Here is a 25,273-nt window from a genome sequence, read left to right as displayed (position 1 = left end):
CGGTGCGGCTCGGGGCTCGGGTGGCGGGGCGTACTGGTCCCGCTGGCAGTAGCGTTGCAATGATGACATCCGATGTCAAGTATCGGCGCGCTGCCGCCGGAAGCCGCCGCGCCGCCACCCGGCGAGGTGGGCGGCCGCCTCCATGGTGAGCACGTCCTCCCACGCCACCCACGACTGCCTGCCTACCCGCTGAGATCGCACCCGGCCACGGTGGACCCACGACCGCAAGGTGGAAGCCGACAGGCCGGGGACCCGGTCCAGTGCGGTGACGGCGGGGACCCACTCGGTGCCGTCCGGGCCAGTCACGGACGCGCCGGTCACGATGCCGCCCCCGCTGTGGTGGCCTGGGCTCGGGCCAGTGCGGTGGCCCGGGTGTGCTGCCAGTCCTCCTCACCCAGCACCCGCCCACAGGCAGGCAGGCTGCACCGCACGGTGGTAGAGGCGCCGGCGGTGGCGGGCGGGGACACCACCAGCGACAGGCACCCGCAATGCGGGCAGCGCACGTCCGTGACCCGCCGGTCCGGCTCGGCCATGGGCCAGCGTGCCAGCGCACGAGCCGTGGCGGTCGCCAGGTCGGCCAGCATGTCCCCTGCCCACGGCTGGGCGGTGATCCACTCCAGGTGCGGGGCCAGCCACTCCACCAGCGCCGCCGTGCTGCCGGGCTCGGCGGGGCCGATGGGCTCAGCCTCCCCGTCGGCGTCGGGCACGGTCCACCGAGACAGGCCCGACGGCGGAGAGACGATGCCGCGCTCGGCGGCGACCTCACCCGCCCAGGTCGCGACCACGGCGTGCAGATCATCGACGGCGACCAGGGCGGACGGGTAGAGCATCCCCTCACCTGGACGCGACCCCGAGCTGCCGGCGTCGGTGTGGCCCGACGGGGAAGACACCGACGGCTCAGCCATCAGCAGCAGGTGATCCACCAGGCCAGGCAGGCCCGCCACCGTCGCAGTCAGCCGGCCCACACACCACGGACACAGGCAACGCCCGTCCTCAGCAGGCCGCGGCAGGCAACCCCGGCACTCCACCAGCTGGCCGCTCGGGTCGGTGGTGGTGCCGTCACAGTCCGGGGCGTGCATGCCACGGATCGTGCAGCCAGAGACGCAGGAACTCATCGCCGCTTCCTTCTTCTGCGGGGCTGAGGCAGGCAAGCGCTTCCGTCCCGGCCCAGACCCGCCCCAGGCCCAGGCCCGGCGCCGTCCCGAGCCCGGACCCGACCCGTGCCCGACCCTGGCCCGTCCCTTCCCGGACCCTTCCCGAGTCCGTCCCGTCCCGACCCGGGGAGTACGTACTCCGGAGGCTGGGAGTTCGAACTGAGTTCGAAGTCAGTTCCGAACTCATGGTGAACTCCCGGTGAACTCAAGGTGAACTCACGGTCACGGCGTGGGCGTGGTGGCGGGTCCGTGCCTGGGTCAAGCTCGGGTGCACGGCGCGGAGGCCCCCAGTGCAAGCGCCGCGGCGGCGGGAGCTGCTGGCTGGCCGGCGCCGGGGCGGGAGCGGTCTCCGAGGCTGGCGAGGAACCCGCGGGCGCACCGTGATCTGCGGTGCCGGGGTTGCCGCCCTGGAGCCCCTTCGGACGCGCCGCCGCTGGCTGCGACGACGCCGGGGGCGTGCCCAGGACGGGGACCACCTGGCCGGCTTGATCAGGGCCGGAGGCGTCCACCTGCCTAATAGTGTCGGAGTCCGCCCCCACCGGGGCGTCGGCCGCTAGCAGCCCGCGCTCGACCAGGTGCTTGCGGGACCAGTTGCCGTAGTAGGGGCGGGCCGGGGGCGGCAGGAGAGGATTCTCCTGGTCCCAGGTGCCGTCCTCGTCGTCACGACGCGCGCTGTTGCAGCGAGCGCACGCGACCACGAGGGTGTCCACAGTCCCCGGCTGGCCGGGGACGCGGTGATCCAGAGTGGCCTTGCGGTTGGACATCTTGCCGGTCCAGTGCACCTCATGGTGGCAGTACCGGCAGTGGTCCCCGTCGCGCAGGATCACCGGCCACTTCAGGTTCGGGTCGGCGTTGTCGCGTTTGCGCTGCCGGTTCCAGTCGGCCTCAGCCTTCTTGATCAAGTGGATGAAGTCTGGGTCCTCGACCAGCTTCACCCCGGGAAGTCCTCCGACGTCGACGCGCTCCAGGAGCTTGACCTCGACGCACATGTCCGTGAGCGGTCCGGCGCGGCCCACCGATCCGGCGGCCTTGACCACCTGCCCCCAGTTCAGGACGTAATCGGTGGTGTACTTCGCCGACTCCCCGGACAAAGTCGCGATGAAGCCTCGCACCTCGTTCAACGTCCTATCGTCCGCGCCGGGCAACGCCATGACCGCGAGCAGACGAGGGTCATCAGCACGTGTCACCAAAGCGTTGCCAAGCCATCCAGATAGTCCATTCAGCCGAAGAAACACAACAACAAGAGCTACCCACACACGCACGGCGGGCCACGAGAACAGGTATGCGGCATCTGGTTACCCCCGCCGTAACCGCTGAGAGCTGGCAGCTGTCTGTGCCGCCTGCAGGGCCTGTGACAGCACGGTGGCGAGTGCGTCGCCGTCCAGGCCGAGAGTGCAGGCGGTGACGGCGGCCTGGAAGGCTGCGAGGGCCTGCATCCGGTCCGGCGTCGGCGGGTTGCCGTCCTCAGGGCCCGAGTTGATGCGGGTGTCCTCGGCGACCAGGCATTGGGCGAGCAGCTCCCGGACGTCGGCGAGACGCCGCTCGGGCGTGGTGCCGGCGTGGTCGATCTCGTAGATCGCGTCCTCGACACGGGTCAGGAACAACTCGATGTCCTGGGCGATGGTGTAGGCGCGGTCGCGGTGCTTGCCGGGCAAGAGGACGGCGATGCGGCGCAGGTAGGCGGCGTCGGGATCTGTCAGCCCCGCAGCGCTGCCCTGCGGGGCGGGCCGGTGGGTGGCGCCGAAAACGTCGGGCCTGCGCGGGTAGTACTCGCCCTGCGCGTCACGGATGATCCACTCCCCAGGGCGGGCTTGTATGACGCCCTCCGGGTAGTCGATGTTTAGCGTTCTGTTCAGAAAGACAGTCACTATGGTGCCTTCGGCCCAGTGTGCGATGGCGTCGGCGCTCTCCTCGCTGCCGTCGTAGCGGATGGCCTCGACGGTGACGGGGCGTTTGATGTAGCGGCCCGGGACGGTCATAGGACAGCCCTCCAAATGACGATGGTCAGGGCCGCGAGCGCGGAGACGACGACGGCGCCGAGGCCGGCGAGGATGAGGCCGCCGATGACCCGGCCCAGGATGTAGGCGGGTCCCTGGTTGTTGGGCTCGGGTGGTTGTAGTGCTGTCATGGCTGTGGTCCTTTGCTGGTTAGTCGGCTAGTTGGCTGTCTGGTGGTGGCGGTCGCGCTTGTAGGCGGCCAGCTCGTGCACGGTGAGGTAGACGCCGGAGACCGGGTGCCTGGCGACACGGCCCGCCCGGTAGATGTCCGACAGCCAGCACAGGGCGGTAGCCGCAGACAGGATCGCGGCCTCACGCGGCACCTGGGCACAGGCGGTCACCCATAGCGGTTGGGCGTGCTGGTCGAGCAGGCTGGACCACCACAGGTCCGATCCCGTGCCCGGGCCGGCAATGGAGTCGATGGCGGCCTCGCGGGCGGTGTCGGCGTCCAGGGTGCGCCACTCGCTGATGACGGCGGCCACCTGCGTAATCCGGTCCCTGGCCGCCCGCACACGCGCTGCCCCGGTAGGTAGGCCGGTGGTGGCGAGTACCCCGCCCAGGGCGATGACCCGGGCCAGGTACTCGGCGATGCCGGGCGCGTAGGCGGAGCGCTGCGCTCCGTAGTGGGCGACCATTAGGCCCGCACCGATAGCGTCGGAGGCGGCCACCCGGGCCAGGTACGCGGCCGGCGTGTCCTGGTTGGGCCACTTCCAGTAGTCGGGTGAGACCTGGGTCATGGCATCAGCCCATAACCGCTCGAAGTCACAGGCTTCCCTCATGTCAGCCGCCCGCCCTTCATCTGGTGGCGCTGGTGGCGGCGGGCCTCGCGGTACGCCTCGTGCTTGCAGATACGGCAGTCACGCTCGATGACAATGCCTCTGCCGGAGCGGCGGCGGTCACGTACCCGGACCCGGGCGGTGGCGATCGTCCACTCGTGGCCGTGCGCGCAGGTGTCGGGGCCGCCGTCGTCGGCAAGGCGCTCCAACAGCGCGTAGGCCACCGAGTCGGGCACCGGCGCGGACGAGGACCCGGCGGGGATCAGACCGGCCAGCTCTGCCGCCGTGATGGTCATGCCACTGGTCATCAGTCCGCGTCCTGACCGGTGTGGGCGACCAAGGCGAGGTCCTCGGCCGTGTCGACGACGCGGGCCATGGCGGCGTCGTGGCTGAGCGGTGAGGCGATGTCAAGCTCTTTGAGCCGGGACGTGAGAGCGCGGATGGCCTCGGTGGGGACCACGGACAGGCCCTCCAAGTCCTCGATCCCCGCGTCGGGCTGGTCACGCAGGAGAAGACCGACCTCGTCCCCACTGTCGTACAGCCGGTAGGCTCCCGCGCCGACGCGCAGGGCGAGCAGGCCGCCGATGTCTACGCTGCCCAGGTGGCCGTCGAGTATGCGGATGATCGGCTCGGTCGGCCAGGAGCCGGCCTCCGGCTCGGGTGCGGGTTCGGGCGGCACGACGACGTCGACTAACGCGTCGGACCAGCGAATGGTGGAGCCCGCGTGGAAATAGATGACGACGTGCTCCGCGCCGTAGTCGCAGACCCTCAGGATCTGCCGGGTCTCACCATGGTGGCGGATGAGGTCTCCCCGCTCCAGCTCGGCGGCGGGCGTGGGTCGGATGGTGATGGTCTCGCTCATGATGAGGTCTCCTGGGGCGTGTAGACGTGGATGTGGAAGGTGAAGGTGCGCTGGCCGAGGATCTTGGGGGACAGCCGGCCGGACGGCTGGAGGATCAGGCTGGCCAGGTGGCGGTCGTCGTCATCCGGTAGCAGCCCGGCCCTGATGAGGCCGTCGACCAGGGGCTTGACGGTCCAGTGCAAGTTGTGGATGTCGCGGCGGAGGCGGTCGGGGTAGTCGACGTCGATAACGACGCGCGCCCGGTTAAGGTGGGGGGCGCGCCGGTAGCGGGCAGTCGCCTCAGCCACCGTGCGGATCGCCCTCGTCTTCCGGTTCTTCTCGCGCCGGCTGTCACGGTTGTTGCCGGTCAGGACGTCGGTGGCCGCCAGGCGCAGCGGCGCCTCCCACGCCAGCACCCCGCGACTGGGGGTGGTTGTGTTGGTGGTCATGCTCCCGCCTCCTGCTCGTCCCAGACACTGGGCGCGTAGTCGGCCAGGTGCCGGCGGATGCGCAGCGGCTGGAGCCCGCCGAACACGTCCGCGACCAGGCCCACAGGGGTCATGGCGACCACCAATTGTGCAGACATGGTGCGGGCCTCGGCTGCCAGGCGCCGGGCCTCGGGATGGTCGGCCAGCGGGCGGGCCCGGTAGCGGGCCCCCAGCTGGTCCAGGAGGCGGATCACCTGCTCACAGCGCGGGCAGTGGTCCTTGACGTACAGGTCGAACCAGGGGGCGCGGGGGTCGTGGGTACCCATTCAGGACTCACCCCCAGCGTTGATGCGGCTGCGGGCCTGGGATGCCGCCCAGGAGACCAGCCGGTCCGCCCAGGCCGCCTCACGGGCCATGGCAGCCACCACATCCGACCCGGACGACTCATCAACGGTCTCTGCGGGCAGCTCCTCGATGACCTCGATCGGGTCGGCCAGGTCCCGCTCGATGCGCACGATCACCTTCATGCGGCATCACCGCCCTCGCCGGCGTCATCGGGGCCGTCGGGGTCTTGGCCTCTCAGGTAGTCGCGGATCTCGGCGACGAACGCGGCCTCGACGTCAGCTCCGGTGTTTTCGCCGTCGAGGTCGGGCAGGACGGCGTCCAGCAGCGGCTCCAGCAGGTCCCCCGCGTAGCAGGACACGTCCACGAAGGTGGGCAGTGTGAGCGGGTCCTGGGAGCCCATGGTGACCCCGAGGTAGGCAGAGCCCGGCACCACCTCCTCGATGTCGTTGGCGTCCAGGCGGCGGCGGGCGGAGTAGCCCCACACCAGGACCGTCTGATCGCCGCCCATGACCCCGAGCCGGCACGACAGCGAGTCACCGACCATCGCGGCGGTACGGCCCATGGCGGTGGCGTCCTTGGCCCACAGGGCCACGTGCCCGCGGGCCACGAGCCTCGCCTGGGAGGCCTGCACCAGCATGGCCGCCGCATCAGCCCGCTCGGGGTCCAGGGGCGGGGGGTCGGTGCGCACGGTGACCTGGCGGCCGCCCCACAGCACCCCCGCCTCACGCACCGTCAGCGCCAGGTTGGGCTCGTCCACGATGACCTCGACGTCCTGGGCGTCGGCGTGGGACAGCACGCCGATCAGGTCCGCCAGCACCGGCCGGGTCACCCACACGTCCGGCACGCCGTCGTCGTCGACGTCGACCACCAGCGCCCGGGTACACACATACCGGGCCCGGTCCTTCGCGACGGCCAGGCACAGCAGGTAGTCGCCGGCGACGGTCAGGCGGGCTACACCCACCCCGACCGGCCGGTCCTCATCTCGCTGACTGGCCGGCAGGTGCGGCACCAGGCCCTGCAGCGCGCCCAGCAGGCCTGCGGCCCGCACGGTCAGATGCACACTGCTCATCAGTCCTCGCCCTCCTTCTTGTCGTCGGTGTCTTTGTCCTTGAGCCCGTCGATCAGCTCCTGCTCGATCGGGGCGGGCTCGTAGCCCCACCGGGCGAGGGTCGCCAGGTGGGTGGCGAGCATCCGGTCATACCCGTGGCCGGCGGGATCGTCCTGCCGCCAGGAGTCGCGCAAGACGGTTCCCTCCATCAGCGCCAGCGCCCAGGCCAGCAGCCCCCGCTTCGCCTCCCTCACAGATCCAGCGGCATCCCGGTCCAGGCCGGCAGGGGACAGCCCGAGGTGCTCCAGGCCCTTGTCCTTAGCCATGCCGGTGACGTTCATGTGCGCGTAGCGCACCATTGCCAGCACGTAGCCCAGGGCGTCGGTGGGCAGCACCCGGCGGGGCAGCAGCTGGTCGCGGATCCACGCCCGCCGCACCCGGTTAGCGGAGTCCATGTCCTCGTTGCGCCGGCGCACCCGGGCGCGCTCGGTCCGCACCTGCTCGTCCTGCGGCCCCGACGTCGCACCCGACGACGGCTGGGCGTACTTGTTGCGGTGCCCGTGGGCCGCCCAGTCCATGCACCCGTAGAAGGCCACCTTGTAGCGGGGGCCGGGGTCATCGCCGTGCAGCGACTTGTAGTCGTAGTCGATGACGGTCACGTGCCCCGGGCAGGAGACATGCGAGGCCTCATCGACCGGCTCACCGTGCTCGTCCAGCAGGTCCAACAGGGGCCGCGCCGTACCGGCGGCCTTGGCGAACTTCTCGCGGGTGATCACGTGGCGGGCGCCATTGGCCAGCAGCTCATCCGTGCACTTCTGGCGCGCCCGGGCGCACAGGCCGTCCCACTTGACGCGATCCACAACATGGTCCACCTGCTCGGGGTGGGCCTCGATCTCCTTGACCGCGTCCGCCAGCGCCTCCGGCGAGGCTGCCCGCTCCGACAGGGTTGCGATCTTCCCCAGGACCGTCAGGTCCATGTCCTTCATGCGGCGCCCCAGGTCGCGTACCGGCTCTGCGGCGTTGGCGATTGCCCTGGCGTTGATCAGCTCGGTGTAGCGCACACCGCGGCGCTGCAAGTCCTTGCGGGGCATGCCCAGCAGCATCAGCTGATGGATCGCGTCCGCCCGCTCGGTTGGCAGGGTGTGGGCGTGCTCGTCGTTCTCCACCAACTGCTGGCTGATCCGGTCAGCGTCGTCGGCGGGCTCGACAATCAGTGCCGGCACCAGCGTTAGCTGGGCTTCCAGGGCGGCGGCTAGGCGCCGGTGACCATCAAGCACCACCAGGCCCGTCAGCGTCGGATACACGTGCAGATCCCTCAGCACTCCCATCTCCGCGACCGTCGCGGTGAAGCGCTCATCCACCCGCAGGCCCGGCGGATATTCGGCCCCGCCTCCAGCAGGCCCGGCTCGACCATGACCCGCTCACCCGGCACCACGTTCCCCAGCGGGGAGCGGGCCTCAGCCTCCGACAGCACACGCACACCACCAGCGGGCGCGCCGGCGGCCGGGGCCGGCTGCGAGGCCGGCATGATCCCGAGCTCACGCAGCCGGGACAGGTCGTAGGTCGCCGGCATATTCGGCGTCGCCGCCACCGTGACGGTGATCCAGCCGGCCTCCAGCAGCCGGTCCAGCACCCGCCGCAGAGTCCTGGGCGACAACCCCGTCGTCGCCGCGAGAGTCGCCTGGGAGACGCACACCGTCTCCTCACCCGCCGGCGCGGCGGCAAGCAGATGCTCAGCCACCATGCGTGCCTGCTCGTCATCGGCGTCGATCGTGGGCGCGGTCTTGTCCCGCGTCACCTCTGTTGCCGTGGTCATGTGAAGAGTCCTTCCTGGGCGGGCGCCTCCTGGGCGCGTAGCTGTCTGCCGGTGGTCAGGTGGCGGCTGGTCTGTCCGGTCGGGTCGACGGTCAGGCGCAGCGTCGCGGTCAGGTAGGCGGCTGCCCACGCCACGTGGTCCTCCACCGCCGGTGCAATGGCGGCGGCCTCGGCGAGGGTCTGGGCGACACCGGCCGGGCTGCCGGTCGCGGCGGCGGACAGGGTGTTGAGGGTCAGGCGCAGGGCTTCGCGCTGCTGGTGGTCTGTCATGGCCATCCACGTCTTGCGGCGCGGCCCGGCTGAGATGTTGTTCGCCGCTGCTGTCATTAGCGCACCTGTCCTTCGGTGGGGTTAGCGGCGCATTTGTCGGGTTGGTCGTCTGCGGTGAGCATCAGGCCGGCGCCCAGGCCACCGAGGCCCAGGGCCAGCAGCGACAGGCCCGACATCGCCGGCGCCCGCCCCGTCACGGCCAGCCACGCTTGCACGCAGCCGACAATCACGCCGGCGCATAGCAGCAGCGCGCCCACCGTGATCCTCCGTTCCGTGCTCATTGGGCCGGCACCTCCTCCATGACGTTGTTGGTGAGCGAGTTCAGGTAGTTGGTGGTCTCCTCGCTACGCCGTCGTCGGCGAGGAGCCAGTCAGCCAGGCCCCATTCCGCGGTGCGGGCCACGTCCCGGAGCACGTCGACCAGACACTTCCGGTCCGCCTTGTGGCGGGGCTTGTAAGATTGGGGTCGAGCCATTGGTTGTTTTCCTTTCTGTGGCTCACTGGCTGCCAGCAATGCGACTGCTGGCAGCCGTTTCTTTTCGGGGCCCGGTTCATCCGTCGAGGCGGTCCGCGAGGCCGCGCAGGATGCGGGCGAGCTCGCGCGGGTCCGTCATGGCGTCGTTGTCCGCCTCGACGTTCGCGAACACGTCGCCGTCATCGCGCACCAGCCGGACAGTGAATGGGGCGGCGTCAAGCACGACGACGGCGTCCTCGCCCGTGGTGGGGGTGGGGTGGGCGGGGCCGGCACAGCTACGAGACGCCAGCCCCGCCCCGCACCCAGCGCCGCACGGCCGGCAGGAGTCAGGCCGGCCGGCGGCGGGGTGCACCTCCTCGGTGGCCTCATCCCCATCACCACTCACCGAGGAGGTGGCCTTCTTTTCCCGACCCGGGGCCGGGGCCTCCTCGGTAGGCTCCGCACCACTGACCCCGTCGGCACGAGAACCGACGGCGGAACCCACCGAGGAGGAGACAACATGGACACCGGAATCCTCAGCGACGTCCAAGTTCTGATTGACGACGTTCCCATGCGGCTCAGCATCGAAGCCGCCCGCTACCTGCCCGTCGTCATGCGTACCTGCCGTAAACGTCAGGGGTTCTTCTACGACGACGGCGTTATCCGAGAGTGGGTCGCTCACGTCCCCAACGGCGGGCGGCACTCCGACATCACCTTCGTCTACGACGGCGACCTCGCCCCCAAGATCCCGCCGGCCACCCGACGGCTTGAGGAGGAGGTCGAGCTGTGGATCGACGAGTGCGACCGATCCCAGGTCAACCCCGTCCTCTGCCTGCTCGACGACGGCAGTGTCCTTCTTGACGAAGACGACTCCTGACGACGGCTCGACCTCGAACCACACGAGGCCGTTGGCCGCGTCCACGTGCAGGTGCAGGCGCCCCTCATGATTAGCGACCAGGCACGAGTCGCAGCACACGCGGCCGCGGGTAACCACCTGCACCAGCCGGTCGACCGGCACGGACTGGTGATCACCACAGCAGGCACACGGCACATCAACCATGCCGTCCTCCAGCACGACGTAGATCGGTTTGTCGAAGAAACTCGGCTTGGACATCACGCGACCTCCTCGTCGGAGGAGCGGTGCGTGGCCGGGTCCTCATCCCCGGACAGGTGCCGGGCCGCGTCGTCTAGCGACCAGCACGAATCGCACACGGCCTCGTGCTCCAGGAGGGCCTCGACCGGGACGTCAGCGATCGCCGCCCCGACATTGGTGACGGCAGCGATGCCGTGCGCCTCCGCGGCGGGCGACCCGTCGACGTCGACGGCGGGGGACGGCTCCGCGAGCGCGGACACCGCAGTCGTGGTGTGGTCGGTGATCTCAGCGCGGGAGATCAGATTGGAGACAGTGGTGCCGAGCGCGGAGGCGATGGCGGCAAGCTCTTGCAGTTCTAGCTTGCCGTCCGCTACCAGGCGGCGTTGCAGGGTGGCACGCGGGATTAGAGTCGTCTGCGCTAGGGAAAATACAGACATCCCCGCAGACTCCATATCGGAGGTGATGACCTCGGCAACTCGACCGGGTGGAGGGTTGGTGACCATGACAGCACCATAGGTGCCCAGTTGGGCACCGGACAAGCACACACCTATTCCGTTATCGAACTGGCACCCCTGGTGCCCAATGTGACACACTTGACCTATGGCTACTCGTGACAAAGACCCCTCGATAGGACTGAATGCCGCAGTCGCAGCTGAGCTGCGCGCCGAGCGTGCGGCCCAGCAGCTCACCGTGGAGGCGTTAGCGGGACGGTCCGGCATTCCGAAGCGCACGCTGCTGCGGCTGCTGAATGCTGAGCGAGCGATCAGCCTGGATGCACTTCAAGCCCTGGCGGACGCATTTGGGTTGCAGATGTCTGCGCTGATCACCAGAGGAGAGGAGCGCCTTTCCCGCGAGCGCGAGCGTGACGTCGCTGAGCTGGGGAAGCGGCGTGTCGATTGGCTGGAGGGACTGCCGCCGGAGTGGGAGCTCGCCGCGCAGGTTGAACCTGGCGCTGAGCAGGAGGCGGAGGAAGGCATGGAGCTGCCCTAGCAATCGTGTCGTATGGCTGGGCTAACGTGCCTGGACATGAGCCGACCAACGATGGATGCCCTGCTCGACGACGCTGCCGAGCAGGGCATCATCGTGGATTGGGTGAATCGCATGCCGGCCGGGTTGCGGGGCGCTACCACCTGGTCACGCGGACCATCGTCCTGCAGACCGGGATGCCCGACAGGCTCGCTGTACCAACGCTGATGCACGAGCTCGCCCACGCAGACCGCGGGGACGACGGACACCAGGACGGCGTAGTCGAGGCGCATATCAACCGCCTCGTCGCATGCAGACTCATCGCCTCGGACGCCTACCGCCGAGCTGAGGCTGAAGTGGGTCCGCACCCAGGCGCGCTGGCCGTCGAGCTCGACGTCGCGCGCTGGGTCGTCATCGCCTACCAGAGCACCCTGCGTTCGACTGTTACAAGGTTGTTGTGTGATGGCCGCTCAAAACCATCCGGTCAAGACTGGGGTGGCGCAAGATATGAGCGATCTAGAACCTGCTCGTGACAACGAGCGTCGGTTCGACCTACTCCCCACGGAAAGAACCTCTCCCCATGAGCGACACCACCCCGCCTGCCCGCGTCCCGTTCTGGAAGAACAAGCGATTCTGGGTCATCGCTATCCCGGTGATCCTTGTGCTCGGGATCATCGGCTCCTTGATGGACGACGGCGAAGACAAGGCCGCGACCGAGCTCAGCACCCCTGCCGCCGTCACGACCACGACAGCGGCGGAAGACGTCACGACCGAGGCTGCTCCCGAGACCACCGAGCCTGAGCCGGAGCCAACCGAGACCGAAGACTCCGACGCTCTAGACGCTGTCTACGCGATGACCGCTTGCGAGATGTACGGCGAGCAGGTCTACCCCTACGGATTCAAACTGCACTCGATTCTCGCAAGCTTGCCGAGGAGCAGCGAGAGGACGGCTCCTGGTATCTCAAGTACGAGGTGACCGTTACCAACGAGTACAACGCCGAGGCTGACGGCAACATGGAGTGCTACGTCTCCGGCACCAACGACGCGCCGGTGATCGACGACTTCCTTGTCTACTAGCCGATCGATACAAGCCGCCTCAGATACCGGTGAGGGGTACGCCAGGCTTGGCCCCGCCACCACCCAAGCCGACATAGACAAGACACCTGCGGCACCAGCCAGGCCGGACTTCGACTGGGGCGACTAAATACCGCGTCCTCTGGGCTAACCGCTACAAGAGAGAGCAAGCCCGGAGGACGCTTGACAGCCGAGACGACGATCTGTTGCCGCTGGCTCGTTAGTCGAAGAGCGCCGGTTGCTCGTGTGGATGATGCACATCAAGTACTTGCAGAATCCAGTATCGGCGGCGCGCTCTTTGATGCTTGGGCGGATAGACGATCTCTACGACCGCGTCAATCTCGTCATCGGCCTGGAAGGAGGTGGCATGTGATGCCACGTCGCTGAGGAAGTCATCATCTTCGACCATTGCGGTGAACTCTGTAGGAAGCCCGCTGACGGAATCGGTGGTTTCGAAGCGCCATGGCCCATCATCGAACGATAACCTGAGCACCTTTAAGCGCATCTGCTTCACCTCAACAGTCTCGCCTTCAAACTCCGGAAGAGGCTCGAAGAAGGCGCGGTCCGCCGCAGTAATCTCCTCCGGGTCATCGGCCCCTACCGTCACTGAGGTAACTCCTGGCCGAGTAGTTGGACGCGTGAAGTCACGCGCGCCGTTGACGAAGACATTCGAGGACGAGACATTCAAAACGATGGTCGGTTCTGTGAGTTGCTGACCATCATCCAGTGTTGCAGTCTGCATGCCCTTGCCGACATCTTTGCGTTCGACGATCTTGCGTCCCCGCAGCTTCTTCAACACAGCAATAGGCATCTTAATCAGAGAGCCGAAGGTTACCCCGGTAACGCCTACCGCGGCACCTAGCGCGGCGACATCCTCACTTAGAAACCACTGCTTCACAGCCTCAACCCAGGTGAGGTCCATCGTCAAAATCAGCTCGGTAGCAAACGAGCCCTGTTCGGTAGCGGTCACTCGCAGGTCGATGTTCTCAGCCTTCGGAGCGGCCTCCCGAACAACCGCCTGGACCATCTGGGAGTACCCCATGAGTGCGCGCCCGTAGTCACCGGCCGTCATCGTGCCGTCGTCAACGGCTTCCCCATGGAAAGCGAAGACGACCTCTTCCTTGTACGTCTTCTTGACCATGCTCCGATCCTCCCAGACTCCACCGACATCATCGTCGAGAACAGGCTGTTCCTCTACGGGAGACTGAGATGGCGGCGAGGGGGCCATAAGGAGACCTCGGGGGGGACGTGCGGACTCCGTGAGTGTTCACGGTCGAGTGATCGCATACTAACGGCGTCCCGCATCGTCTGCCGTCATCTTGAACTATGCAGTCAGGCGCTCGACGTCGGCGCGGCGTACCAGGCGGGCGGTGCCCAGGACGGGGGAGTAGATCGTCAGCTGGCCCCGCTCGGCCAAGCGGAGCACGGGGTTCACAGAGGCGACACCGAGCAGCTCGGCGGCCTCCTTCAGGGTGATGCACTCCGACCGGGCGAGGTCGGTGGGGAAGGGCTGGGTGGCAACGGGCATGATGTTCTCCTGTCTGTCGTCTAGTGCGTCTAGCGCTTGCGCTGCACAGTAGACCATCGCCGATCCTTTCGTCTAGCGCTACGCGCGCTATCGCTATCCGGTTGTTGCGTCTATCGACGCACTAGCTCGCTCACGCTCGCTCGCGAACGCTGGACGACACTAGACGCCATGCGCTACCGTCTTGCGCATGGCCTCACCCACACTCGGCACGCTCATCCGCGCCAGCGACCTCACCTACCGGCAGATCGCCGAACGCGCCGGAATCTCCAAGCCCAGAGTCGGACAGCTCGCGCAAGACGCCTTCTCCCAGTCCCCAGCCCCCAGGACCGTGCGCGGCCTCGCCATCGCACTCGAAGTCCCCGAAGCGACCATCCGCGCCGCAATCCGTCAGACCATCCGCGGCACCGACGATGCCGAGGCCGAGGAGATCGCCCTACGCTTCGCCGCACTACCCGCGCACCAGCGCGCCGTCATCGTCTCCATGATCGACGCACTCGAACGGGCGAACCGCCCATGAGCAGACCGCCCCTGCCCGTAGGCACATGGGGCAGCATCACCATCAGGCGCACACCATCGGGCCGCTGGGAGGCCCGCACCCGCTACCGCGACTCCGACGGCGTCACCCGCCTAGTCGGCCGAACCGGAAGCAGCAAGGGCGCTGCACGCAACGCACTGACCTCCGCGCTCGCCAACAGGCAGACACCCGGCGGCGACACCATCACCGCAGACTCCACCCTCACCGCCCTGCACGACGCCTGGCTGCCCACCACCGAAAGCAAGGCAGCCGGCACCCGACGCCTATACGCGGAATCCTGGAAGAACGCCGTCGGCCCAGCCATGGGCAACCTCCGCATCCGCGAAATCACCACCCAACGCGTCCAAGGCCTCATCGACACACTCGCCACCCAACGCGGCTACTCCGTCGGCATCCGCGCCCGCACCATCCTGTCCGGAATGATGGGACTCGCCGTCCGCTACGGCGCCGCAGACCACAACCCCGTACGCGACACCATCAAGCCCCGCGAGCGCAAGAAACCCGTCGTCGCCCTCACCGTCGAGGAGATCAGCCGAGTGCGCGCCGCCCTACGCGCCTACGAGACCAGAAGCAACTCCAAGGCCGACGTGGCCGACGTCGTCGAGATCCAGCTCGCCACCGGTGCCCGCATCGGGGAAGTGCTCGCACTGCGCTGGGAAGACGTCGACCTTGCCGCAGGCACCGTCCGGATCACGGGCACGGTAGCCCTCGGCGTCGAAGACCGGCGCCCCTTCCGCCAGGACCACCCCAAGACCTCAAGCAGTGTGCGTACCATCCCGCTGCCGCGCTTCGGCCTGACGATTCTCCTCGAACGACAGGCCCGTGCCCATGCCGGCGACGTGCTCGTCTTCCCTTCCGCCCGCGGCACGGTCCGCGACACCAATGCGCTGCGCAAGTCCTTGTCCCGTGCCCTCGAAGGCACCGGCCTCGAGTACGCCACCGCAACCCACGTGTTCCGTAAGACCGTCGCCACCGTCGTCGACGACGCCGAGGACGCCGCTTCCCTCCTCGGACACCGCGACAGCGACGTCACCCGCGAGCGCTACCGGGTCGCGCCGCCGACCACCGTGAACGTCTCGGACCAGCTGGACGCGGCGTTCGGAGATGGATCTCACACGGCCTAGACGCGGGTCGAACCCGGTTCGTTTCCGATGGGTTTTCGATGGGAGTAGACAGAATAGACGAATCGCCCGGAACCGCTTTCGTTGCGGTTCCGGGCGAATTTGTACCTCCGGTGGGACTCGAACCCACAACCCTCCGAGTTGCTTCCCGGCCGGGAACTGGTGGCTGGCATGCTGCGCTCTCTGGGAGAACGCGGGGTACTCGCGGCCGCGGCCGCAGTAATGCTGGCCCGGCCGCCCGCAACCAGCTTCCAGGTCTCGCGTGACGCCCAGGCGCGTGCGCAATACCGGCAGGAGCAGACCCAGAGTGCGCTTGAGGTCATCCGGCACTACAACACGGCGGCACCGGTATGCGCAGGAGTCCCCTTCGGCCATACTCGACCCCAGTGGATCCTCCCCCACGGAGCACGCTCACCGTCGATGCCGCCTCCCGGCGGATTACCGCCTCATACGCCTGAACTCCTGTCTCACCGGGCAGAGGTCGGCAGGCGTGGGCAACCGAGCTGAACTCTGTACAACTCACTTACCGAAACGTACATTTCAGTCGTGACCACCGTAACCATGTCCCGCGCCCGTGCCGAGCTCCCCGCTCTAGTGGACAAGGCGCACGAGGACGCCGTCTTCCTGACCAAGCGGGGCCGGACCGCCGCCGTTCTCATCAGTCCAGCGGCCTATGAGCGCATGCTCGCGGCGCTGGAGGACCAGGAGGACATCGCCGCATACGACGCGGCGATGAGCGAGGAGGGCCCCAACATCCCCTGGGATGAGGTCAAGGCCGACCTCGGGCTCATCGGAGCAAGCGGACACCCATGCGCTACGAGATCGAGGTGCGCCCCGCGGCACTAAAAGCCCTACGACGCATCGACAAGCCGGATCAGCGTCGAATCCAGGGAGCGATCGCCTTGCTCGCCACCGACCCGCGTCCCCCCGGATGCCGCCCCCTCAAGGGCCGCCCCGCCTGGCGGGTACGCGTGGGCGACTACCACATCATCTACACGATCGACGACGGCCGACTCGTCGTCGTTGTGGTCACGCTCGGGCACCGCCACGACGTGTACCGCTGACCGGGCTGCCAGATCCGACACCAGTCGGCAGGGTGATCGTGCTGGGTTACTCGGAGGCCCGGGGCCCGAACGCCGCCGAGTCGCAGGACCCGGTCACGTCTGCCAGCGCAAGCGACGACGCGATCGCCCCTCGCGACCGAGGTTGTGCGCCGACGCGACGCCACCAGCACAACCTATAAGCTCATCGAGGTGACCGACGGCCATTACGCGCACGCCGGTTTTGGAAGAGAGGAATGATTAGTGTCCTGGCTTGACAATTCATCCGCCTGGGCGGTGCTTGTGGGCGCCACCACCTCCGGCTCGCACGCCTCAGCGCACTGGTTTCAAGGCTTTCTGGAGTCTTGCCGGGAGCGGAGGCTGCGCATTTGCGGTGTGGATTTCCACGAGCCTTTGCAGCACAGGGTTCCGCCCATCCCGGTGGATTGTTTGGTTACGGTGCCCGGTACCTACTCGAGCGAGTTGGACGCGGAGCAGATCGCTGCGGTGGTGCAGGAGATCCGAGCGCGCTGCCCGGGCCAGGTGGTGCTGTCCACCGCGCTCCGAGAGAACTATCAACTGCACAACAGTCAGCTTGCCCGCGCGCTGGGGACGATGGCCAACGACGAGGCCTGCATCAGGCTGATCCAGGACAAGCCTGCCTGCCGCGAGGCTCTGCGTCAGGCCGGCGTGCGTCAGCCGCAGAGCCTGCGGATCTTGGGGGCCGCGGCAGACGGGACGGCGCGGTTCGGCGAGGCGACCGGCGCGAGAGTCGAGGCACCGCATCCCGCCCCCGGCGGCTGGATCGTCAAGCCGGCGACCGGGATGGGCAGCGTAGGCGTCCACCACATTGCGTCGCTGGACGAACTGCCCGCTCTCGGTCCTGATGTCATTGCAGGGGGTTACTGTCTGGAGGAGTTCGTGACGGGGAAGGAGTTCTCCGTTGAGGGCCTCACCGTCGACGGGCGGGTCCGTGTCTACACCACGACCGCCAAGACAACCAACGAGCGCTTCGTCGAGACCGGCCACCTCCAGCCGGCCGGGCCGGACAGCATCCCGCCGTCATGCCACTTGCAGGAGCAGCTCCAAACGTGCATCGACGCACTGGGGATCCGGTGCGGACACCTGCACGCCGAGTTCTGGGTTACACCTGAGCAAGAGGTGGTGTGGGGCGAGTTCCACGTCCGACAGGGTGGAGACTTCATCGCACCCGACCTGGTGTCTGCGGTGTGCCCGGGGCTGGACTTTTACGGCGAGTTGATCGACTCCCTGCGCGGGGAGCGCTCGCACCACCCTCGAGCAACACTCGCCACGCGGGTGTGCGCTTCGTCGAGACCGCCGCCGGTACCGTCGTCGGCACCGGCCTCAACCGGGAGGTCCCGGTCGGGGTCGGCATCTACTGGGATTGCCGCCCCGGAGCAACGGTCCACGCCGTCAACGGACTGCGCGCGCGTCCGGCCGCGGTCTTAGCGTGCGGCGATGACGAGCGTGCGGTCGAGGCCATGCTGGCCGACGCGATCGACGCCTGCGAAGTCCGCGTTGTCTCGTCCTAGCTAGACGGGGAGCACAAGCCCCGCGAAATAGCTCAGCAGGAGATGGCGCTCCGGTCCTACAGCTCAGTCGCCGGCCTGCTCCTGCTGCTTGCGCCAGCGGATGCCGGCGTCGATGAAGCCGTCGATGTCGCCGTCGAACACGGAGTCGGGGTTGCCGACCTCGTAGCCGGTGCGCAGATCCTTGACCATCTGGTAGGGGTTGAGAACGTAGGAGCGCATCTGGTCGCCCCAGGAGGCCTTGACGTCGCCCGCCAACTCCTTCTTCTTGGCGTCCTCCTCCTGCTGTTTGAGCAGCAGCAGGCGGGACTGGAGCACGCGCATGGCGGCGGCACGGTTCTGAATCTGCGACTTCTCGTCCTGCATGGACACCACCAGTCCGGTGGGCAGGTGGGTGATGCGCACGGCCGAGTCGGTGGTGTTGACGCTCTGGCCGCCGGGGCCGGAGGAGCGGAACACGTCGACGCGGATGTCCGTCTCGGGAATGTCGATGTGGTCGGTGGACTCGATCAGCGGGATGACCTCGACGGCCGCGAAGGAGGTCTGGCGGCGGCCCTGGTTGTCGAAGGGCTGATGCGCACCAGCCGGTGGGTGCCGCCCTCCACGCTGAGCGTGCCGTAGGCGTAGGGGGCGTGCACCTCGAAGGTGACGGACTTCAGCCCGGCCTCCTCGGCGTAGGAGGTGTTCAGGATCTTGATCGGGTACTCGTGGCGCTCCGCCCAGCGGGTGTACATGCGCAGCAGCATCTCGGCGAAGTCGGCGGCGTCCACGCCGCCCGCGCCGGAGCGGATGGTGACCACGGCGTCGCGCTGGTCGTACTCGCCGGACAGCAGGGTGCGGATCTCCAGGTCGGACAGGTCCTTGCGCACGCCCGCCAGGTCGCGCTCGGCCTCGGCGAGCAGTTCTTCGGCGTCCGCGCCGGACTCCTCCCCCGCCATCTCAACCATGGTCTCCAGGTCGTCGATGCGCCCCCCGAGTGCTTCCACACGCTTGAGGTCGGCCTGCGCGTGCGCCAGGGCGGAGGTGACGGCCTGGGCGGCGTCGGCGTCGTCCCACAGGTCGGGGGCGGCCGCCTGCTCGGACAGCTCGGCGATGCGCCCGCGCAGCGCCTCCGGGTCCGTCACGGCGACGACGGAAGCGTAGGTGTGTCGGAGCTGCTCGATCTCGGCGGGGAAGTCTATGGCCACGGGCCCGAGTCTAGAACAGACCCGGGGCCGGCCCCGACAGACGGGATACCGACGGCGACCGCAACGCCATCCTGAGCCGCTGCCCGTCCAGCAGGACCGCCGTCACAGACTGTCCTCCGCAACCTATCCAAAGGGACCACACTCGCAAGACTGGTTTCAGCCAAGAGGTCGCGCCGGTAGGTCATGGTTTGCGTGTGGGTCGTTGGTCCGGGCGGTGGGTGGTCCAGGCGCGGTGGATGCCGGCCGTGATCCACTCGTCGCGTCGGCGCCGGATGGTGGCCGCCGAGCAGGTGGAGTCGGTGATCTTCTTGTAGGCGACTCCCAGCACCAGGACCTGAATAAGCTTGCCCGGACACAATCCGATCCGGGATGCAGGGCCGGTGACAGCCCAGCGGATGGTTGTCGACATGCTCGGACAGCAGGACGCTGAACTGGACCCACAACGGGTCACGGAGCTATGAGCGAAGATGGCAGTGCGGGCACGAGGACCCCCATGTGTAGGAACGAGCGTTGAACACCTCCTTCCTACCGGGACCTCGCACCAACACCCTGCTCCCACACCACACCTACTGAGGCGAACTCTTAGGTGCATACGTGTATGTCGTCTGCTACATCTTCCCGCTGACGCTGCGAGCTGGCGTATGGACCACGAGACTGCACGTCAACGTCCGTCAGCGGACGGATCCCAACGCGCCATCGCCCCCAGACGTCGTGCCGCCACCATCGATATGACAAGCGAGTGCCGCAACCATCCCCGGAACCCGCCAACCATATCACCGAGCCCCTAGCCATCGAGGACGTCACCCGTTACCTTGATGGTGGTTCCGGATGGTCCGGGGCCCAGCAAGCCGTTGTGGACACAGGCTCTGCCCCCGTCTTTTGATGACTCGAGGGCGTTCCCCCATATTGTGGCCAAGCGCCGACGACTAGCTGCTCGACCCGCCGCCCAGAGACGCCCCTCCCGCGAACCAGATCGCTCGTGCCCGCTACTAAGACCTGGGAGGTGTAGAGAATGTGCCCGGACGCCATGAGCTATCACAAAGGAACAATATGAGATCAGCTGAGTCCAGCACGGACTCCGCCGCCGACGAAGTCCTGCTTGCACGCATAGGCACGGGAGACGAGCGCGCTCTCGCCGAGTTGTATGCACGCTACGCGTCGACGGTATTCGCCTTTGTGCTAGCGCGCACAGAAGACCGCGACCTTACAGAGGAAGTGACGGCCGATGTTTGGCTCGGATGTTGGCGCTCCGCTCGCACGTTCAGACATGACAGCCAGGTACTTACTTGGCTATTAGGGATAGCGAAACGCCAAATATATACTCACACCCGTCGCAAACATTTGACGGTGATACCGCTTGAAGACGAGCACGACATCCCTTCAACTGCCGACGACCTGGACACCTTGGTGATTTCCTCAGAGGCAACAAATACGTTAACCAAAGCACTGAACACCTTACCCACAGATCTAACAGAAGTCGTACGTCTCGCATGGATGCACGATCTGCCATACAAGGACATCGCACAATTGATGAACATCCCAATCGGAACAGTCAAAAGCCGAATATCAAGAGCGAGACGTTTGTTACGCGAGCAGCTAAGGAACCAAGATGCCTGACAACACCGGTGGACTAGAGGACAGCAAGGTATTCCGCGAAGCACTAAGACGCTGGGACGCGGAAAACGCACCGACCACGCCGACCTTCAATTCCATATACCGGTATATCATCGAATCACCATCCCCCCTGAACGCACCCCGCTGGTCAGCAAGACGGAGCCTAAGACTGTCAATTGCGTTGACTGCGGCGCAAGTGCGGATCGTGCCGTGGCTAGTCTTCCCCGTTGCGCTGGGCATTGCCACCGCGGCGGTGTACTCAGCACGTTTCTTCGGATTGACTCAGGGGACGTCAGCCGGCTTGTCTGGATTCGCTTCGACGATGCTCGTGAGCATTGCAGCAACGGTGACGATTGCACTATCGACATACAAACCTGACGCCGTGTGCTTAGCAACTCCCCTAGGACCCCAGGTTGTCGTGCTGAGCCGCCTTGTTGTCGTGCTTACTGTCGATACGGTCACTGGCGTCGTCGCGTCTGCACTAGTAGCCGCGAACAGTTTTGCGGGCACTTTTGCAAACCTGCTCGTCGGCTGGATGGCGCCATCAGCAATAATCGCCGGCTCCGCCACATTCGTAGCAATCTGGGTCACACCGTGGGCCGGATCTCTCCTAGCTCTATCGCTGATCCCGTTCGTATCACCGGCAGCGAGCACCAGCCTTGGCGCGGCCACTGGCATACTCTGGACCACATTGACACCCCCAGGACTCCTCATCGCTGGGCTCGCAGTGCTCACCGCGGCTATTGCGTCCGCGCGTACCGCAGCGACGCGCCATCAACACGTACTGCCGTGAACCGAGGACGAAACGCTGGCTACTAACTATACGTACAGACCGATCAGTCCGAGCAGGGAGGCAGCAACAATGGCCACAGCGCTGGTCCGCGCGCAAGGACGACAAGTCGGCTGCATCGTGGTAACCGGACCGCTAATATCCGGGCTTGCCATCGCAGTTGCCGGATGGCTCATGACAACCGTATGGCCAACCGTTAGAGTCATGATACTCGTCAACTGGCTATCACAGATCTTCTTGATCTGCGTTGGCGTGTGTGTCGCGGTTGCTGTAACCGGCGACTCCCTGATCGAGTTGCACGAATCCACAGAGACATCGTTTAGAACCGTTCAGGCCATCCGTGCAAGCCTACCTACCATTGTATCCCTAGTCGGCGCCATCATAATGTTCATCCCGCTGCATATGCTGCACATCTGGCCACATGACGAAGGTTGGCTCTGCGTTGGCTCGCCTATAGGTGCAGTCATGATCATCAGTTCTGTCGCTTTCATCACATCAGCGTATTCGAAAACAACCACCGTAACCACGATAGCCGTAATTGCAGCATGGATGTTCTTGTCAATGCTCTGGGACCCCTACGTGCTCCCTCTCCCGGCGCAACGAGGAATTCCTTTGGCATTCATAATGACGATCCTTCCATTCGCGTGGCAGCGGTTAGGGAACACCGAGCTCAACATAAGGAAAGTCGCAACAATATGATGTACCTCGAATTAGCACATACGCACGCTCTAATCGCAGCGAGACAGAGGACGCTCTGGTTTGCGACCATCCCGCTCACCGCATTTGCAACGTTGATCGCGACTGTCTCGCCAGCACGCCCCGGCACCGGGGACATCAAGGACATCGCATTCACCGGGCAGGTACTTGCCATCTTTACTGGTGTCGCATATTCCGCTTCGTTCACCAACTTCATTAGTTCCCGCACAAATAACGGAATGAGGGAGTTCGAAATGTCGACACCTGCCGCAGCACTCAACTTGGCTTGGGCACGACTGCTTGGCACACTAACTGTCATAGTGGCGCCGTCCGCAACCGTCCTTATTATAATGGGAGCTTCTCAAGCTACGCATGGGACATTCCATTCGCTGTTCGGATCGATTGCTGTTACAGCAACGATCGTGTGCCCAGCAGCTCTTCTGGCGATATCGATCTCGGGGTTGGCGGGAGCATCCTACCTAGCGCCTTGGGGCGGATTGCGGCGGTACTCGTATGGTTCTACTTGGTATTTGCAAGCCCTCTAATACCTATTCCCAGCCCAAACGGTACCATCTTCTCGACGATCGGAGACGCGATTGTCGAAGGTTATTTCCACGCCGATCCGATCTACCCTGCGACTGGCCCCCTCGGATTCGATGGGTCCGCGCTGAGCGCGACTATTTCACTGCTTATTCAGGTCGCAACTATCGCTGCGCTGCTCACGGCAGGATCAGCAACCGCACGCACGCCAAACAGAAGCTGAAAGGATCCGGGATGTTCATCTCACTAGACCACATTGGCAAAGACTTCCGCGGCAAGCCTGCCGCATTGGACGAAATCACGCTCGATCTTCCCTCAGGAATGATTGGGCTGCTTGGGTCGAATGGCGCGGGAAAAACGACGCTAATGCGAATCCTATGTGGAATCATTCAGCCCACGCGCGGCGAAGTGTTCATCGACGGTCACAACTTAGCGAAGGCCAGCGTGCGGCGCACGCTGAAGAAGACACTCGGATATCTTCCGCAGGACATCGAGCCCTACCCCAATCTCACGCCTCTCGAGTTTCTCGACTACGTAGGCGTCCTGAAGGGGATCGACAGTAAGTCGTCCCGACGCCGCCAAGCCACCGAGCTTGTTTCTGTAGTCGGTCTGGCCAGCGCGAAAGACCGTCGTATTGGTGGGTTCTCTGGCGGCATGCGACGTCGAGTTGGAATTGCTCAGGCTCTGATGGGTGACCCCAAGCTGCTGATCGTCGACGAACCGACAGCGGGGCTCGATCCAGAAGAGCGCGTACGGTTCCGAACCTTGCTTGCAAGCCTAGGCCAGGAGCGCACCGTCGTGCTATCCACGCACATCCTCGATGATGTCGCACAGACTTGTCCCTACGTCTTTGTGCTGCGAGACGGACACTTGCGCTATGACGGCGCTACTAGCGGGCTCATCGGAGCGGCAAAGGGGAGGACTTGGATCACTGCGGAGCAAGTTGCGCCACCTCCAGAACGAACCACCGTTGTGAACGCAATAACGACGCCAAGGGGAACGAGATATCGTGTCATTACCGACAATCCGCCGGCTGGCGCTGTTCCGGCCGAACCCAGTCTGGAGGACGGCTACATGGCGTTGGCGATGTTGAATGAGGGAGCATAGCATCCGAGACGGCCGGTGCCGCAAATTCACCCACAACCATTGTACCAATGTAGCTACCACGACGACTATCATGTTCAAAACCAAGGAGGCCCAGCGATGAATCCGGTATCTCACCTACGACATTTGCTAACCATTCTAATGCTCTCGGTTGCATTAGTGACACCCGCGGCCGCAAATATCACTGTATCTGTCCCTGCCGGATCGACGAACCCACCCTGGTGCAGGTACCTGCCGGGCCCACTTATGTGCCACCCCAAATGATTACAGCAAGACATCTGCCGTTCAGGCCACACTTCCGAGTTCTAGCACTTACACTGAGCGCGCTGCTCGTATTTGCGCTCGACCTACACTCCCTTTTGTCCTTCTCGAGCCCAGTGTCTCCTTTATGGGAAGTCTTACAGGTTCTCACATTCGTCATCTACATCCGTTCCCGAATAGTTGGCGCCTTCGGGTTCACAGCAGTTCTTGTCGTGGCTCTGCTGCTGCCCGGTGTCCATCTGCTGTGGGCATCGGTGCTTACGTACGTTGTCGTCATCGATCTTGTCGCTCATGGCACCCACTACGCGGCTGTCGCCATCTTCCTGATCTTCTACGCAGCGCAAATCCCTTGGGCTGACGGAGCCCCAGATCTCATCAACACGATGGCATTGTGGGCCTTCATCTGCGGTGGAACAGGCATTCTGTTGAAGTGGCTCCGTAATCGCATGGAGTCTCTGATACGCGATGCGAATGCTTCTCGTGAGGCTTTTGACGTGCTCAACCAACAACTTCGAAACGACATTGCCGATGCGCTGCATAACGATCTAGCCTCGGACCTTACTCACATGATTCTGCATGCCCGCGAGTTAAGGAACGATGCGCCTGATCAGTATGCCAATGTCGCGGCGGTTGAGGCGGAGGCACGGCAAGCGCTTAGCCATTTGCGAGCGCTAATTGACAGTCTCGGAACATCCGGGCCTTATATGTTCGAGGAGTCGTCCGTTGAAGACGTTATCGCAACGAGCCGCACAGCTTTGGCGCATCGGTCTATGCTGCTTGACGCAGACTTGGATAAGACCATTCATCTCCTTCCGCAGTACGGAGCCGATGCGGGCCGCTTGCTCGCAGCACTGGTTCGCGAGTGCACGTTGAACGCACTCAAGTATAACAATGACGGCGACTTGCTATCCCTGATAGTCGAGCGACCGGTAAGCGTCTGTCGATCACTTTCACCGCCCCCTGGCGCGACATCGAACTCGCGCATGAGTTGCACGGCGGGTATGGTTTGCGTAGATTGAAGGACAGGTTCGATAAGGTCGGAGGCGT

At 65.5% G+C, this 25,273-nt stretch carries 34 protein-coding genes and 2 pseudogenes; 13 read left to right on the top strand and 23 right to left on the bottom strand.

All coding sequences use genetic code 11. The features are described from left to right. Positions 1–75: 75 nt before the first annotated feature. From BW737_RS08885 to BW737_RS08805, 19 genes are all read right to left on the bottom strand, one after another. A complete protein-coding gene (locus tag BW737_RS08885; RefSeq protein ID WP_086614202.1) occupies positions 76–321 on the bottom strand; it encodes a hypothetical protein in 246 nt (81 codons plus the stop codon). Further along, positions 318–1,115, bottom strand: coding sequence for a hypothetical protein (locus BW737_RS08880; protein WP_086614203.1), 798 nt, complete (start codon positions 1,113–1,115; stop codon positions 318–320). Before BW737_RS08880 ends, BW737_RS08885 begins: the two co-directional genes overlap by 4 nt. Then, a complete protein-coding gene (locus BW737_RS08875; RefSeq protein WP_086614204.1) occupies positions 1,112–2,275 on the bottom strand; it encodes an HNH endonuclease in 1,164 nt (387 codons plus the stop codon). Before BW737_RS08875 ends, BW737_RS08880 begins: the two co-directional genes overlap by 4 nt. A gap of 174 nt (positions 2,276–2,449) precedes the next feature. Next, a complete protein-coding gene (locus BW737_RS08870) occupies positions 2,450–3,133 on the bottom strand; it encodes a hypothetical protein (protein WP_086614205.1) in 684 nt (227 codons plus the stop codon). Next, positions 3,130–3,282, bottom strand: a complete 153-nt coding sequence (locus BW737_RS16245; protein WP_180272154.1) for a hypothetical protein — start codon at positions 3,280–3,282, stop codon at positions 3,130–3,132. The genes BW737_RS08870 and BW737_RS16245 overlap by 4 nt, the downstream gene beginning before the upstream one ends. Positions 3,283–3,309: 27 nt before the next feature. After that, positions 3,310–3,888 carry a hypothetical protein gene (locus tag BW737_RS08865; RefSeq protein WP_086614206.1) on the bottom strand — a complete coding sequence of 193 codons (579 nt, stop codon included), beginning with the start codon at positions 3,886–3,888 and terminating at the stop codon, positions 3,310–3,312. A gap of 38 nt (positions 3,889–3,926) precedes the next feature. Beyond that, the gene (locus tag BW737_RS08860; RefSeq protein ID WP_086614207.1) at positions 3,927–4,235 is read right to left on the bottom strand and encodes a hypothetical protein; all 309 of its coding nucleotides are present in this window, start codon (positions 4,233–4,235) and stop codon (positions 3,927–3,929) included. Then, the gene (locus BW737_RS08855; RefSeq protein ID WP_086614208.1) at positions 4,235–4,789 is read right to left on the bottom strand and encodes a hypothetical protein; all 555 of its coding nucleotides are present in this window, start codon (positions 4,787–4,789) and stop codon (positions 4,235–4,237) included. The genes BW737_RS08860 and BW737_RS08855 overlap by 1 nt, the downstream gene beginning before the upstream one ends. Next, entirely contained in the window at positions 4,786–5,217 is a 432-nt protein-coding gene (locus tag BW737_RS08850; protein WP_086614209.1) for a hypothetical protein, read from the bottom strand. The genes BW737_RS08855 and BW737_RS08850 overlap by 4 nt, the downstream gene beginning before the upstream one ends. Continuing rightward, complete coding sequence (locus BW737_RS08845) at positions 5,214–5,522, bottom strand: glutaredoxin family protein (RefSeq protein ID WP_086614210.1); 309 nt, start codon at positions 5,520–5,522, stop codon at positions 5,214–5,216. Before BW737_RS08845 ends, BW737_RS08850 begins: the two co-directional genes overlap by 4 nt. After that, positions 5,523–5,723 carry a hypothetical protein gene (locus BW737_RS08840; protein ID WP_086614211.1) on the bottom strand — a complete coding sequence of 67 codons (201 nt, stop codon included), beginning with the start codon at positions 5,721–5,723 and terminating at the stop codon, positions 5,523–5,525. Beyond that, positions 5,720–6,610: a hypothetical protein gene (locus BW737_RS08835; protein ID WP_086614212.1), complete on the bottom strand. Its 891-nt coding sequence runs from the start codon at positions 6,608–6,610 to the stop codon at positions 5,720–5,722. The genes BW737_RS08840 and BW737_RS08835 overlap by 4 nt, the downstream gene beginning before the upstream one ends. Next, positions 6,610–7,917: a ParB/RepB/Spo0J family partition protein gene (locus tag BW737_RS08830; protein ID WP_143233349.1), complete on the bottom strand. Its 1,308-nt coding sequence runs from the start codon at positions 7,915–7,917 to the stop codon at positions 6,610–6,612. The genes BW737_RS08835 and BW737_RS08830 overlap by 1 nt, the downstream gene beginning before the upstream one ends. Then, complete coding sequence (locus BW737_RS08825; protein ID WP_086614214.1) at positions 7,905–8,405, bottom strand: winged helix-turn-helix transcriptional regulator; 501 nt, start codon at positions 8,403–8,405, stop codon at positions 7,905–7,907. The genes BW737_RS08830 and BW737_RS08825 overlap by 13 nt, the downstream gene beginning before the upstream one ends. Further along, positions 8,402–8,731 carry a hypothetical protein gene (locus BW737_RS08820; RefSeq protein WP_086614215.1) on the bottom strand — a complete coding sequence of 110 codons (330 nt, stop codon included), beginning with the start codon at positions 8,729–8,731 and terminating at the stop codon, positions 8,402–8,404. Before BW737_RS08820 ends, BW737_RS08825 begins: the two co-directional genes overlap by 4 nt. Further along, entirely contained in the window at positions 8,731–8,955 is a 225-nt protein-coding gene (locus tag BW737_RS08815) for a hypothetical protein (RefSeq protein ID WP_086614216.1), read from the bottom strand. Before BW737_RS08815 ends, BW737_RS08820 begins: the two co-directional genes overlap by 1 nt. 40 nt (positions 8,956–8,995) lie before the next feature. Next, the gene (locus tag BW737_RS16240; protein ID WP_180272153.1) at positions 8,996–9,148 is read right to left on the bottom strand and encodes a hypothetical protein; all 153 of its coding nucleotides are present in this window, start codon (positions 9,146–9,148) and stop codon (positions 8,996–8,998) included. A 76-nt stretch (positions 9,149–9,224) separates the two neighbouring features. Next, positions 9,225–10,241 carry a hypothetical protein gene (locus BW737_RS08810; RefSeq protein ID WP_086614217.1) on the bottom strand — a complete coding sequence of 339 codons (1,017 nt, stop codon included), beginning with the start codon at positions 10,239–10,241 and terminating at the stop codon, positions 9,225–9,227. Then, positions 10,241–10,723: a helix-turn-helix domain-containing protein gene (locus tag BW737_RS08805; protein WP_180272152.1), complete on the bottom strand. Its 483-nt coding sequence runs from the start codon at positions 10,721–10,723 to the stop codon at positions 10,241–10,243. The genes BW737_RS08810 and BW737_RS08805 overlap by 1 nt, the downstream gene beginning before the upstream one ends. Before the next feature lie 97 nt (positions 10,724–10,820). Between BW737_RS08805 and BW737_RS08800 the strand changes: the two genes are divergently transcribed. Together BW737_RS08800 and BW737_RS08790 are read left to right on the top strand one after the other, a co-directional pair. Then, positions 10,821–11,210 carry a helix-turn-helix domain-containing protein gene (locus BW737_RS08800; protein WP_086614219.1) on the top strand — a complete coding sequence of 130 codons (390 nt, stop codon included), beginning with the start codon at positions 10,821–10,823 and terminating at the stop codon, positions 11,208–11,210. 556 nt (positions 11,211–11,766) lie between these two features. Next, a pseudogene (locus BW737_RS08790) lies at positions 11,767–12,263 on the top strand (YPYG domain-containing protein). A gap of 217 nt (positions 12,264–12,480) precedes the next feature. Here the strand turns inward: BW737_RS08790 and BW737_RS08785 are convergent. Both BW737_RS08785 and BW737_RS08780 read right to left on the bottom strand, forming a co-directional pair. Further along, positions 12,481–13,401, bottom strand: a complete 921-nt coding sequence (locus tag BW737_RS08785; RefSeq protein ID WP_086614222.1) for an LAPAL motif-containing putative phage structural protein — start codon at positions 13,399–13,401, stop codon at positions 12,481–12,483. Between the two features lie 183 nt (positions 13,402–13,584). After that, a complete protein-coding gene (locus tag BW737_RS08780) occupies positions 13,585–13,788 on the bottom strand; it encodes a helix-turn-helix domain-containing protein (RefSeq protein ID WP_086614223.1) in 204 nt (67 codons plus the stop codon). Positions 13,789–13,975: 187 nt separating this feature from the next. Here BW737_RS08780 and BW737_RS16235 point away from each other — a divergent pair, with 187 nt between their 5' ends. The 6 genes from BW737_RS16235 (at position 13,976) to BW737_RS08755 (ending at position 17,954) form a co-directional block, all read left to right on the top strand. Then, complete coding sequence (locus tag BW737_RS16235) at positions 13,976–14,305, top strand: hypothetical protein (protein ID WP_180272151.1); 330 nt, start codon at positions 13,976–13,978, stop codon at positions 14,303–14,305. Beyond that, positions 14,302–15,447, top strand: a complete 1,146-nt coding sequence (locus tag BW737_RS08775; protein ID WP_180272150.1) for a tyrosine-type recombinase/integrase — start codon at positions 14,302–14,304, stop codon at positions 15,445–15,447. Before BW737_RS16235 ends, BW737_RS08775 begins: the two co-directional genes overlap by 4 nt. Before the next feature lie 168 nt (positions 15,448–15,615). Then, positions 15,616–15,951 carry a hypothetical protein gene (locus BW737_RS19965; protein WP_086614225.1) on the top strand — a complete coding sequence of 112 codons (336 nt, stop codon included), beginning with the start codon at positions 15,616–15,618 and terminating at the stop codon, positions 15,949–15,951. Positions 15,952–15,990: 39 nt separating this feature from the next. Further along, on the top strand, positions 15,991–16,290 hold the full coding sequence (locus BW737_RS08765; RefSeq protein ID WP_180272149.1) for a type II toxin-antitoxin system Phd/YefM family antitoxin: 300 nt from the start codon (positions 15,991–15,993) through the stop codon (positions 16,288–16,290). Continuing rightward, positions 16,254–16,508 carry a type II toxin-antitoxin system RelE family toxin gene (locus BW737_RS08760; protein WP_086614227.1) on the top strand — a complete coding sequence of 85 codons (255 nt, stop codon included), beginning with the start codon at positions 16,254–16,256 and terminating at the stop codon, positions 16,506–16,508. The genes BW737_RS08765 and BW737_RS08760 overlap by 37 nt, the downstream gene beginning before the upstream one ends. Positions 16,509–16,943: 435 nt before the next feature. Beyond that, a complete protein-coding gene (locus BW737_RS08755; protein WP_218961876.1) occupies positions 16,944–17,954 on the top strand; it encodes an ATP-grasp domain-containing protein in 1,011 nt (336 codons plus the stop codon). 146 nt (positions 17,955–18,100) lie between these two features. On the opposite strand, the gene prfB is transcribed toward BW737_RS08755, so the two are convergent. Beyond that, a protein-coding gene (gene prfB, locus BW737_RS08750) for a peptide chain release factor 2 (RefSeq protein ID WP_099330362.1) occupies positions 18,101–19,221 on the bottom strand; the annotation gives its coding sequence in 2 pieces (ribosomal slippage) (positions 18,101–18,606 and positions 18,606–19,221; 1,122 coding nt in all). A gap of 229 nt (positions 19,222–19,450) precedes the next feature. After that, positions 19,451–19,716, bottom strand: a pseudogene (locus BW737_RS08745) (IS5/IS1182 family transposase); the annotation flags it as partial. Positions 19,717–20,271: 555 nt separating this feature from the next. On the opposite strand from BW737_RS08745, the gene BW737_RS08740 reads away from it, so the two are divergent. From BW737_RS08740 to BW737_RS15720, 5 genes are all read left to right on the top strand, one after another. Next, positions 20,272–20,838 carry an RNA polymerase sigma factor gene (locus BW737_RS08740; RefSeq protein WP_086614228.1) on the top strand — a complete coding sequence of 189 codons (567 nt, stop codon included), beginning with the start codon at positions 20,272–20,274 and terminating at the stop codon, positions 20,836–20,838. Further along, the gene (locus BW737_RS15730) at positions 20,831–21,628 is read left to right on the top strand and encodes a hypothetical protein (protein ID WP_143233347.1); all 798 of its coding nucleotides are present in this window, start codon (positions 20,831–20,833) and stop codon (positions 21,626–21,628) included. Before BW737_RS08740 ends, BW737_RS15730 begins: the two co-directional genes overlap by 8 nt. A gap of 69 nt (positions 21,629–21,697) precedes the next feature. Beyond that, entirely contained in the window at positions 21,698–22,324 is a 627-nt protein-coding gene (locus tag BW737_RS15725; RefSeq protein ID WP_143233346.1) for a hypothetical protein, read from the top strand. A 771-nt stretch (positions 22,325–23,095) separates the two neighbouring features. Then, positions 23,096–23,968 carry an ATP-binding cassette domain-containing protein gene (locus tag BW737_RS08735; RefSeq protein ID WP_086614230.1) on the top strand — a complete coding sequence of 291 codons (873 nt, stop codon included), beginning with the start codon at positions 23,096–23,098 and terminating at the stop codon, positions 23,966–23,968. A gap of 470 nt (positions 23,969–24,438) precedes the next feature. Then, complete coding sequence (locus tag BW737_RS15720; protein WP_143233345.1) at positions 24,439–25,245, top strand: sensor histidine kinase; 807 nt, start codon at positions 24,439–24,441, stop codon at positions 25,243–25,245. Positions 25,246–25,273 lie beyond the last annotated feature (28 nt).

Source organism: Actinomyces ruminis, assembly GCF_002154335.2.
Lineage (GTDB): Bacteria > Actinomycetota > Actinomycetes > Actinomycetales > Actinomycetaceae > Actinomyces > Actinomyces ruminis.
Note: the sequence above shows the minus strand (reverse complement) of the source record. Positions and strands in the feature narration are given on the sequence as shown.

Excerpts from the sequence above, each read along its gene's own strand:
- BW737_RS08880 (WP_086614203.1), bottom strand. The coding sequence starts at position 1,115 with ATGAGTTCCTGCGTCTCTGGCTGCACGATCCGTGGCATGCACGCCCCG.
- BW737_RS08870 (WP_086614205.1), bottom strand. The coding sequence starts at position 3,133 with ATGACCGTCCCGGGCCGCTACATCAAACGCCCCGTCACCGTCGAGGCC.
- BW737_RS16245 (WP_180272154.1), bottom strand. The coding sequence starts at position 3,282 with ATGACAGCACTACAACCACCCGAGCCCAACAACCAGGGACCCGCCTAC.
- BW737_RS08865 (WP_086614206.1), bottom strand. The coding sequence starts at position 3,888 with ATGACCCAGGTCTCACCCGACTACTGGAAGTGGCCCAACCAGGACACG.
- BW737_RS08860 (WP_086614207.1), bottom strand. The coding sequence starts at position 4,235 with ATGACCAGTGGCATGACCATCACGGCGGCAGAGCTGGCCGGTCTGATC.
- BW737_RS08855 (WP_086614208.1), bottom strand. The coding sequence starts at position 4,789 with ATGAGCGAGACCATCACCATCCGACCCACGCCCGCCGCCGAGCTGGAG.
- BW737_RS08850 (WP_086614209.1), bottom strand. The coding sequence starts at position 5,217 with ATGACCACCAACACAACCACCCCCAGTCGCGGGGTGCTGGCGTGGGAG.
- BW737_RS08845 (WP_086614210.1), bottom strand. The coding sequence starts at position 5,522 with ATGGGTACCCACGACCCCCGCGCCCCCTGGTTCGACCTGTACGTCAAG.
- BW737_RS08840 (WP_086614211.1), bottom strand. The coding sequence starts at position 5,723 with ATGAAGGTGATCGTGCGCATCGAGCGGGACCTGGCCGACCCGATCGAG.
- BW737_RS08835 (WP_086614212.1), bottom strand. The coding sequence starts at position 6,610 with ATGAGCAGTGTGCATCTGACCGTGCGGGCCGCAGGCCTGCTGGGCGCG.
- BW737_RS08830 (WP_143233349.1), bottom strand. The coding sequence starts at position 7,917 with ATGGGAGTGCTGAGGGATCTGCACGTGTATCCGACGCTGACGGGCCTG.
- BW737_RS08825 (WP_086614214.1), bottom strand. The coding sequence starts at position 8,405 with ATGACCACGGCAACAGAGGTGACGCGGGACAAGACCGCGCCCACGATC.
- BW737_RS08820 (WP_086614215.1), bottom strand. The coding sequence starts at position 8,731 with ATGACAGCAGCGGCGAACAACATCTCAGCCGGGCCGCGCCGCAAGACG.
- BW737_RS08815 (WP_086614216.1), bottom strand. The coding sequence starts at position 8,955 with ATGAGCACGGAACGGAGGATCACGGTGGGCGCGCTGCTGCTATGCGCC.
- BW737_RS16240 (WP_180272153.1), bottom strand. The coding sequence starts at position 9,148 with ATGGCTCGACCCCAATCTTACAAGCCCCGCCACAAGGCGGACCGGAAG.
- BW737_RS08810 (WP_086614217.1), bottom strand. The coding sequence starts at position 10,241 with ATGTCCAAGCCGAGTTTCTTCGACAAACCGATCTACGTCGTGCTGGAG.
- BW737_RS08805 (WP_180272152.1), bottom strand. The coding sequence starts at position 10,723 with ATGGTCACCAACCCTCCACCCGGTCGAGTTGCCGAGGTCATCACCTCC.
- BW737_RS08800 (WP_086614219.1), top strand. The coding sequence starts at position 10,821 with ATGGCTACTCGTGACAAAGACCCCTCGATAGGACTGAATGCCGCAGTC.
- BW737_RS08785 (WP_086614222.1), bottom strand. The coding sequence starts at position 13,401 with ATGGTCAAGAAGACGTACAAGGAAGAGGTCGTCTTCGCTTTCCATGGG.
- BW737_RS08780 (WP_086614223.1), bottom strand. The coding sequence starts at position 13,788 with ATGCCCGTTGCCACCCAGCCCTTCCCCACCGACCTCGCCCGGTCGGAG.
- BW737_RS16235 (WP_180272151.1), top strand. The coding sequence starts at position 13,976 with ATGGCCTCACCCACACTCGGCACGCTCATCCGCGCCAGCGACCTCACC.
- BW737_RS08775 (WP_180272150.1), top strand. The coding sequence starts at position 14,302 with ATGAGCAGACCGCCCCTGCCCGTAGGCACATGGGGCAGCATCACCATC.
- BW737_RS19965 (WP_086614225.1), top strand. The coding sequence starts at position 15,616 with ATGCTGCGCTCTCTGGGAGAACGCGGGGTACTCGCGGCCGCGGCCGCA.
- BW737_RS08760 (WP_086614227.1), top strand. The coding sequence starts at position 16,254 with ATGCGCTACGAGATCGAGGTGCGCCCCGCGGCACTAAAAGCCCTACGA.
- BW737_RS08740 (WP_086614228.1), top strand. The coding sequence starts at position 20,272 with ATGAGATCAGCTGAGTCCAGCACGGACTCCGCCGCCGACGAAGTCCTG.
- BW737_RS15730 (WP_143233347.1), top strand. The coding sequence starts at position 20,831 with ATGCCTGACAACACCGGTGGACTAGAGGACAGCAAGGTATTCCGCGAA.
- BW737_RS15725 (WP_143233346.1), top strand. The coding sequence starts at position 21,698 with ATGGCCACAGCGCTGGTCCGCGCGCAAGGACGACAAGTCGGCTGCATC.
- BW737_RS08735 (WP_086614230.1), top strand. The coding sequence starts at position 23,096 with ATGTTCATCTCACTAGACCACATTGGCAAAGACTTCCGCGGCAAGCCT.